This window comes from Chryseobacterium sp. VD8, from assembly GCF_037149975.1.
Taxonomy (GTDB): Bacteria; Bacteroidota; Bacteroidia; order Flavobacteriales; family Weeksellaceae; genus Chryseobacterium; species Chryseobacterium indicum.
Genome location: NZ_JBBCQL010000239.1, coordinates 1 through 6,914, shown reverse-complemented (window position 1 = coordinate 6,914; position 6,914 = coordinate 1). Strand labels below are relative to the sequence as shown.

Here is a 6,914-nt window from a genome sequence, read left to right as displayed (position 1 = left end):
TCTTAAGATTTTTTTGTAACAACAATAAGTATAAATAATTTCAGCTTTGTATTGTTAATTGAGATAGTTTTGTAATTTGTAAAAAATATTCTTATAACCATGAATTTGCAAAGGAAAATATCATATACTGTTCTCATTTTATTATTCTTTTCGGGAAGCCTTTTCTCGCAGAATTCAATTTCTGAATTTAAAGATAAAATAGATCTTTACCTGCTGGATAATTTCGTTTGGATGACTGATAATGATACGGTTTTTGTCAGTAATTTATATGATTATTCTGGTGACAGTTCCCGTGAATTTTATTTTTATAACAGTAAAACAAGGCAAAAAATATTTCCTTACGGATTTGAAATGGCTTATCCTTTTGTTGGAAAAACAGCCGTTGTAAAGTATAAAAACCGATGGGGATTGATTGATCGGAGCGGAAGATTTATTTTTTACTCTTTATCTTCCTATCCGATTAAATTGACTTCTTATGAAAAATATGCAGTATTTGATGAGGTCACCAGATATGATGTAAGAAACGGAATTTTTCGGGAATCTTCTATTTACTGCGGAGAGCCCGCAACGCCCGATTATTTTATATCAAAAAGCCCAAACGGGAAATATAACTTGATTGAGGTAAATAAAGGACCGGTTTTTAAAACAGATGTAGATTCTATTATTTCTAAAAAGGATTTGATATATAAAAGTACAAATCAGGACTTACTGATCTTAAAAAAGAAAAATAAATATGGTCTTTATCTGCCTGATGGGACTGAGATTCTTAAAATAAAATTTGAACACGCAAAATTTATAGGAAATTATGTCATGTTATACAACGAAAACAGTAAGTGGAATTATTATACCTATGAAAATAATAAACTCAACTTAATTCTTTCAACACCACTCGAATGTATTACTCCTGCTTATCAGGCTAAAATTATTGGAGTATTTAAAAAAGACAACAAATACAATCTGTTAAAAACCAATGGTGAAACTTTACCGGAAAGTTTTGATTATATAAGCGACACGGCAACTTACGGAGTAAAAGAAAATGTTCTTGTTATCTTCGATTCTGAAGCAAATTATTATAATTACGCTGAAAAATAACTTTTAAATTTAAATATGAGCAACAGAAACCGCGGAAAAAATACAGGCGATGATACTTTATTCGGATCAGAAAAACAGCTTGAGAAAATGAAATCGGCAGTACAGGATATGCAGTATTTATTAAGCCGGAACTATGCAGAAAAAGCTTCGTCGGAACTGGCGGGAAATCATTACCGCCTTAAAACAAGACAGATTCAGGCAGTTCGAGGAGCTTCCGCTTCAGAAACTCAGCTTCAGAACAGAAAATCTAAACAGCTCAAAATTTCTGAATTGAAAACCAAAACAATATATCTTGATGGCTTCAATGTCCTCATTTTACTCGAAAGTCTTCTTTCCGGAGCTTATATTTTTGAAGGAACAGATGGCTGTTTCCGCGATCTTTCCGGTGTTTTCGGAACCTATAAAAGAGTAAATCAGACGCAGGAAGCCATTGAACTCGTTGCTTCATTTTTTCATAAATCTCATGCAGAAAAGCTGATCTGGATTTTCGACAAACCAGTCTCCAACAGCGGAAGAATTAAGCAGATCATTATGGATTTTGCCATTGAAAATAACCTCAACTGGAACGTTGAACTGGAATTTAATCCCGATAAATTTTTAGCGGAAAATGCTGAAATTGTGATTTCTTCTGATGCATGGATTCTGGATCATTGCAAAAGCTGGTTCAATCTCATCGAATATTTAATTCAGGAAGAAAACCTTTCGGCTAATGTTATCAAAATGTGTTGATTTAAACACAAACGCTATATAAAACACAAATGGCACAAATTTCAACACTAAAAAGCACGAATAATTTATTGTGATATTTGCGAAAAACATTAGTGTTATTCGTGTTTAAGTAAATACAAATTGCACAATAAATTATTTGTGATATTTGTGAAAGATATTCGTGTTATTAGTGTTTAAAAAAATAAAAACCATGCAATCATTTCAAAAATATACATCATTATTTTCTGAGGAATGGAAAGAAAAATATCACGCCATTCTAGCCGAAGAACATCTTGAAATTTTACAGAAAAACATTCATAAATTTAAAAATCAGGTTTTAGATTGGAATCTGCCCTATTTTAATGAAGAAATTAAAATCGACCGTGATGAAAGTTTTAAATTATTCATCTCTGTTTTTGAATCTGAAAATCCTGATGAGGTTAAAGCAAAACAATTGCAAGAAATTCCTTTTGAACATTGGCTGAATATTTTAGGACAACGCCTCACTTCGGCAAGTCTTCGTGATGAAAATGCCGTTCCGCCTTTAAGAAGTTTGCTGATTGAAGCCTGTGAAAAACCTTTCAACAGCGAAATTACCATCGCACAGCGAGCGTGGGAAAAACACGTCGGTCGGCTGAATGATGATTTCTGGGGCGAAGTAAAAGGAAATAATCAGCAGAAGCAGCAAAAAGTGATGGAGAAAATCAATTATATTCTCGACCACACCACATGGTGGAATGTTTTCTTTCATTACAAACACGAACTGGTTTTTGAGGTCAGGGAAAAAGAAGGTCACGGAATCCGCTGGAGCCACGGCGGAAAACATTTGATCGGCTTTCTGGAGTTTTTTATTAATGACGAAAACTCTTTACAATAAGTTTTTAAACCATTTAATAGGTCATTAAGCTTTAAGAGTATTAAGATGTTAATATAAACCTTAAAATCAGAATGATTTAATCTTTATCTATTTAAAATTAAATATCCGTTATTTATCATACTTGAATTTTAACCACGAAGAACACCAAAGGTTTCACAAGGAGCACAATAGTTGTGAGCTTTGTGGATAACCTTAGTGTACGTTGTGGTAAAAAAATAATGATTACAGCAAACAGCATTTAGTTACAGCATATTGCGGATAATCAGAATTTAAAAAAGCTTAATGTTTTAAAAATTTTTATCTCTACGTAAAAACATTGCGCATTACGCAGATAATTTTGTAAGCGTAAAATAAAAAGCAATGGATTTTTCTAACCAAAACTTTACGCAAAACGAATGGGAATCATGTCTCAAGGTATTAAAAGCCCTGAAAGATGAACCATTTCTAAATCCGGACAACCAAACTTTTTCCGGGTTGATCACGAAAATTCATAAGAACGCCAAAAAGCAAAACCGTCTGGAAAGTTATTCTCAGATGAAAACGCACGATCTTGAAATTAATTCAGAATCGGTACTGATGAAAAAAGCTTTGGCGGGAGTTTCTGCTTTTTATGATGGTGAAAAAAATGATACCCAACTCACCAGATTACAAATTCCCAAAAACTGCTACTGTTGTAACCAGAGTTATCAGTATGCCCATTCCTTTTATACCAGATTATGCCCGAAATGTGCGGATGAAAATTATGAAAAACGTTTTCTTTCGGCAGACTTAACGGGACGGAATGTCATCTTAACCGGAGGACGTGTAAAGGTAGGTTTCGCAGCCGCTTTAAAGCTCCTGAGAAATGGTGCCAATTTGGTTTTGACGACCCGTTTTCCGGCTTTGGCACTGGAAACTTTGCAGCAGGAAGCAGATTATGAAGAATGGAAAGACAGACTTTGGATCTATGGTCTCGATCTTAGAAATCTGAAGGCAATTCAGGAATTTATAGATTTTTATCAGTCGAAATTTGAAACGCTCGATATTCTCATTAATAATGCGGCACAGACGATTAAATATCCCGATCAGTATTACCTTCCCATCATCAGACGTGAAAACGAAATGCTCGTTGAGTTTAAAAACAATCATAAATTGATTCCGAACGCAACCCCAATTTCCGCAGAGGTCGGAAAACTGGAGTATGCGGAAAATGAAGAAACAAATGTCGCTTTAACACGTTTCGGACAACCGGTGGATAATCGTGATAAAACAAGCTGGAATTCCACACTGGAAGAAATTTCGATGTACGAATTGGTTGAGGTGAATTTAATCAATCACATTGCGCCGTATTTTCTGATCAAAGAATTAAAACCTATGATGAAGGCTTCTTCTTTCAAAGAAAAATTCATCGTTAATGTAACATCTTCAGAAGGTATTTTCAGTTATAACAACAAAACAATGTTTCATCCGCATACCAATATGACGAAAGCAGCTTTGAATATGATGACGCTTACTTCTGCTAAAGAATTTGAAAAAGACCAGATTTATATGACGGCAGTGGATGTAGGATGGATTTCCACAGGTGCGAAGGAAAGTTTAAGAAAGAAACAGTTTGAGCAGGGATACATTCCGCCATTGGATTCTGTAGACGGAGCGGCGAGAATTCTCCATCCGATTGTGGAAGGAATCAACGGAAATTATTTCAGCGGAGTTTTATTAAAAAATTATAAAATTAATGACTGGTAAAATATAGAAAGCGTGAGTTCAGCAGGAAGAATACCGCCATGTCGCGGCGGAGGTCGTGGGTTCGAGTCCCACACGCTTTCCAAAAACGGAGATAATAGTATAATGGAAAAATACATCCTGCTAAGATGAGTTGCAGGTTCGATTCCTGCTTATCTCCCAAAAGAGAAACGGTAGCTCAATGGAAGAGCTCTAACCCTCCAAGTTAGATGTTGCGGGTTCGAATCCCGCACGTTTCTAAGAGCGCATCGTCTAAATGGAAGGACACCGACTTATCGTGCCGGAAATTCAGGTTCAAGTCCTGCTGCGCTCCCAAAATGGAGACAATAGTAATAAAAATGGAAAAATACATTCTTCTAAAATGAGTTGCGGGTTCGAGTCCTGCTTATCTCCCCAAAAAGGAAATGGTAGCTCAATGGAAGAGCGCTGACCTTCCAAGTCAGAGGCTGCAGGTTCGAATCCTGCCCATTTCACAATGAGTACATAAGACAAAAGTTGTAGTTTAATCCGGAAAAATATATTCCGACCGAATAAGTTGTCGGTTCGATCCCGACCTTCTTTTGCTTTATCTTAAAAATAAAAGCCATGTTAAAAAAAGTATTAGTTTTTTTCGGAATTATTGATGAAGTGTATACCCCGGTTCCGATGCAGTGGAAAGAAAGACCGGTTGTTGAAAAGCTTCCTGAATCATCTAAACCTGTGATACACAAAACAGAAGAAGTCATTTTGGAAACTTTACCGAAACCTGTCGCCCAATCTGTGAAAAAAACGTTGGAAAAGCCTGAAAAAAAAGAAAAAGAATTAACCAGAACTGAGAGAAAAAGACCGGTTAATGATCATAATCCAATTGAAAACTTATCAGACTTCACCAAAGATTTTAAAACTTACTGTCTTGAAAAAACAAGCAACCAGCATATGCTGAAAGCTAAAAATTACAGTATTTATGATAAAAACGGAGTTACGGAAACATTCATTACTTCAGAGGACTCTTTTATCACGCATAACGAACACAAAACGCTCCGCATCCAAAGCGAATGTTTTGTAAAATATATCCAGCAGGAATATAACCCCATAACAAGACTCATAGAAAATGCATACGACTAAACCTATACAACGATATAAAATATTTTCCGTAAAAGACTTCACGGAAGCTGTTTTTGATGAGAATGCATCCATAGAAATTTATGCTAAAAACACAACCTTTGATTGTACTGAAATTAAAGGAAATCTCGTGTTGAGAGGGGAAGGCTGCAATTTTCCGAATCTTGAGACTGTAAAAGGGAATCTCTCCATAGATGCTCCCGACTGTTCTTTTCCGGAGCTGAAAATGGTAGAAGAAAATTTTACGATGCATTGTCCTGCAATGTTGGATCAGTTGGAAAAAGTAAGAGGTAATTTTAAATGTATTGTTGATTTCAGCTTTAAAAACTTAGCAACAATAGGAGGAAACATTGAACTGAAAAATGCTGCCGTGTACGCAAAAAGTAAAAAGTTGGTACAGGGAAGAGTTGTTATCCCGATAAACCATCAGTATGAAGTTAAAAATCTTCCAAAAGACGGAATCTTTAATATTGATATTTTCGGAGACCATATTATGATACCGCATCAGGAAATCCGCGGAAGAATCAACATTTTTGGTAAAGATATTTCCTTTCCGAATCTGGAATTCGTTCATGGAGGGCTTAAAATAGAAATCACCGATTCTTTAGCCGATGAATGTACCCATGATTTCCCTGTGCTGAAAAAAATGACAGGTAATCTTCGCTTTGTGCGGGCAAAACTTTCTTTTCCTGAACTTCAGGAAATGACGGGCACTATTCATCTTGAAAATGGTTCGTATGTTAACTTTTCTGCTTTGGAAATCTCTGGCGGAATTATGATCAATCATCGGTCCGGAGCTTCTTTTCCCGTATTGAAAGAAATAAACGGAGCATTGAAAAATCATGGTTCGGAAACCTGTTACTTAAATGCACTGGAAAAGATAAAAAGTACATTTTGTACCTATCAGATTTCAGCCCCGAATATTGTTGAAATTGGTGGAGATTTAGACATTCATGCATATACTCATAATAAATTTGATCATTTAAAAAAAGTCAGCGGAAGAATATTGGGTTCTTCAAAAGTTCAGCTTAAAGCGCTGGAATATGTAGGAATTTTAGATAATGCCAGTTTAGCAGGCTCTGAGTTTCCTGCTTTGAAGGAGGTTACGCATTATTTTTACGGAACACATACCGGACTGGAGAATGTGGCAAAAAATATTTATTTTAGAGTTACGGACAGTCTGTGCATTACAAAAGATCAGTTTATTGTCGGAAGGTCAAATTTTACTTTTGTTTTGAATTTGCAACGTCATTATTTTAAAAAGCTGATTTCTATTTTAAAATTGAGACACAGCAGCTTTCAGAATTTTAAGACGCGTGAACTTGAAAGAGAGTGGACGCATTACAATACTCCGGTTTTTAATGATGTTTTAAATAGAATTGAAAAATTATGGGATAAAGTAGAGCCGATCGGT

The 6,914-nt window shown here is 35.4% G+C and carries 6 protein-coding genes and 6 tRNA genes; all 12 read left to right on the top strand.

From position 1 onward, the window contains the following. Window positions 1-99: 99 nt before the first annotated feature. The gene (locus tag WFK35_RS19185) at window positions 100-1,092 is read left to right on the top strand and encodes a hypothetical protein (RefSeq protein ID WP_336733949.1); all 993 of its coding nucleotides are present in this window, start codon (window positions 100-102) and stop codon (window positions 1,090-1,092) included. Window positions 1,093-1,107: 15 nt separating this feature from the next. After that, on the top strand, window positions 1,108-1,821 hold the full coding sequence (locus tag WFK35_RS19180; RefSeq protein WP_336733947.1) for a DUF434 domain-containing protein: 714 nt from the start codon (window positions 1,108-1,110) through the stop codon (window positions 1,819-1,821). Between the two features lie 190 nt (window positions 1,822-2,011). Next, entirely contained in the window at window positions 2,012-2,677 is a 666-nt protein-coding gene (locus WFK35_RS19175; protein WP_336733945.1) for a hypothetical protein, read from the top strand. Window positions 2,678-3,037: 360 nt separating this feature from the next. Continuing rightward, window positions 3,038-4,402, top strand: coding sequence for an SDR family oxidoreductase (locus WFK35_RS19170; RefSeq protein WP_336733943.1), 1,365 nt, complete (start codon window positions 3,038-3,040; stop codon window positions 4,400-4,402). 7 nt (window positions 4,403-4,409) lie between these two features. Then, window positions 4,410-4,480, top strand: a tRNA-Asp gene (locus WFK35_RS19165). Window positions 4,481-4,490: 10 nt separating this feature from the next. Further along, window positions 4,491-4,559, top strand: a tRNA-Ser gene (locus tag WFK35_RS19160). Between the two features lie 6 nt (window positions 4,560-4,565). Then, window positions 4,566-4,639: transfer RNA gene (locus WFK35_RS19155), tRNA-Gly, on the top strand. Between the two features lies 1 nt (window position 4,640). Beyond that, window positions 4,641-4,712 (top strand) — tRNA-Asp (locus WFK35_RS19150). A gap of 7 nt (window positions 4,713-4,719) precedes the next feature. Beyond that, window positions 4,720-4,795 (top strand) — tRNA-Arg (locus tag WFK35_RS19145). Between the two features lie 5 nt (window positions 4,796-4,800). Further along, window positions 4,801-4,872: transfer RNA gene (locus WFK35_RS19140), tRNA-Gly, on the top strand. Window positions 4,873-4,984: 112 nt separating this feature from the next. Further along, on the top strand, window positions 4,985-5,503 hold the full coding sequence (locus WFK35_RS19135; protein WP_336733941.1) for a hypothetical protein: 519 nt from the start codon (window positions 4,985-4,987) through the stop codon (window positions 5,501-5,503). Further along, window positions 5,490-6,914, top strand: a 1,425-nt coding sequence (locus tag WFK35_RS19130; RefSeq protein ID WP_336733939.1) for a hypothetical protein, incomplete at its 3' end; no start/stop codon positions are given. The genes WFK35_RS19135 and WFK35_RS19130, both read left to right, overlap by 14 nt.

Coding starts and splice junctions, on each gene's coding strand:
- WFK35_RS19185 (WP_336733949.1), top strand. CDS start 100: ATGAATTTGCAAAGGAAAATATCATATACTGTTCTCATTTTATTATTC.
- WFK35_RS19180 (WP_336733947.1), top strand. CDS start 1,108: ATGAGCAACAGAAACCGCGGAAAAAATACAGGCGATGATACTTTATTC.
- WFK35_RS19175 (WP_336733945.1), top strand. CDS start 2,012: ATGCAATCATTTCAAAAATATACATCATTATTTTCTGAGGAATGGAAA.
- WFK35_RS19170 (WP_336733943.1), top strand. CDS start 3,038: ATGGATTTTTCTAACCAAAACTTTACGCAAAACGAATGGGAATCATGT.
- WFK35_RS19135 (WP_336733941.1), top strand. CDS start 4,985: ATGTTAAAAAAAGTATTAGTTTTTTTCGGAATTATTGATGAAGTGTAT.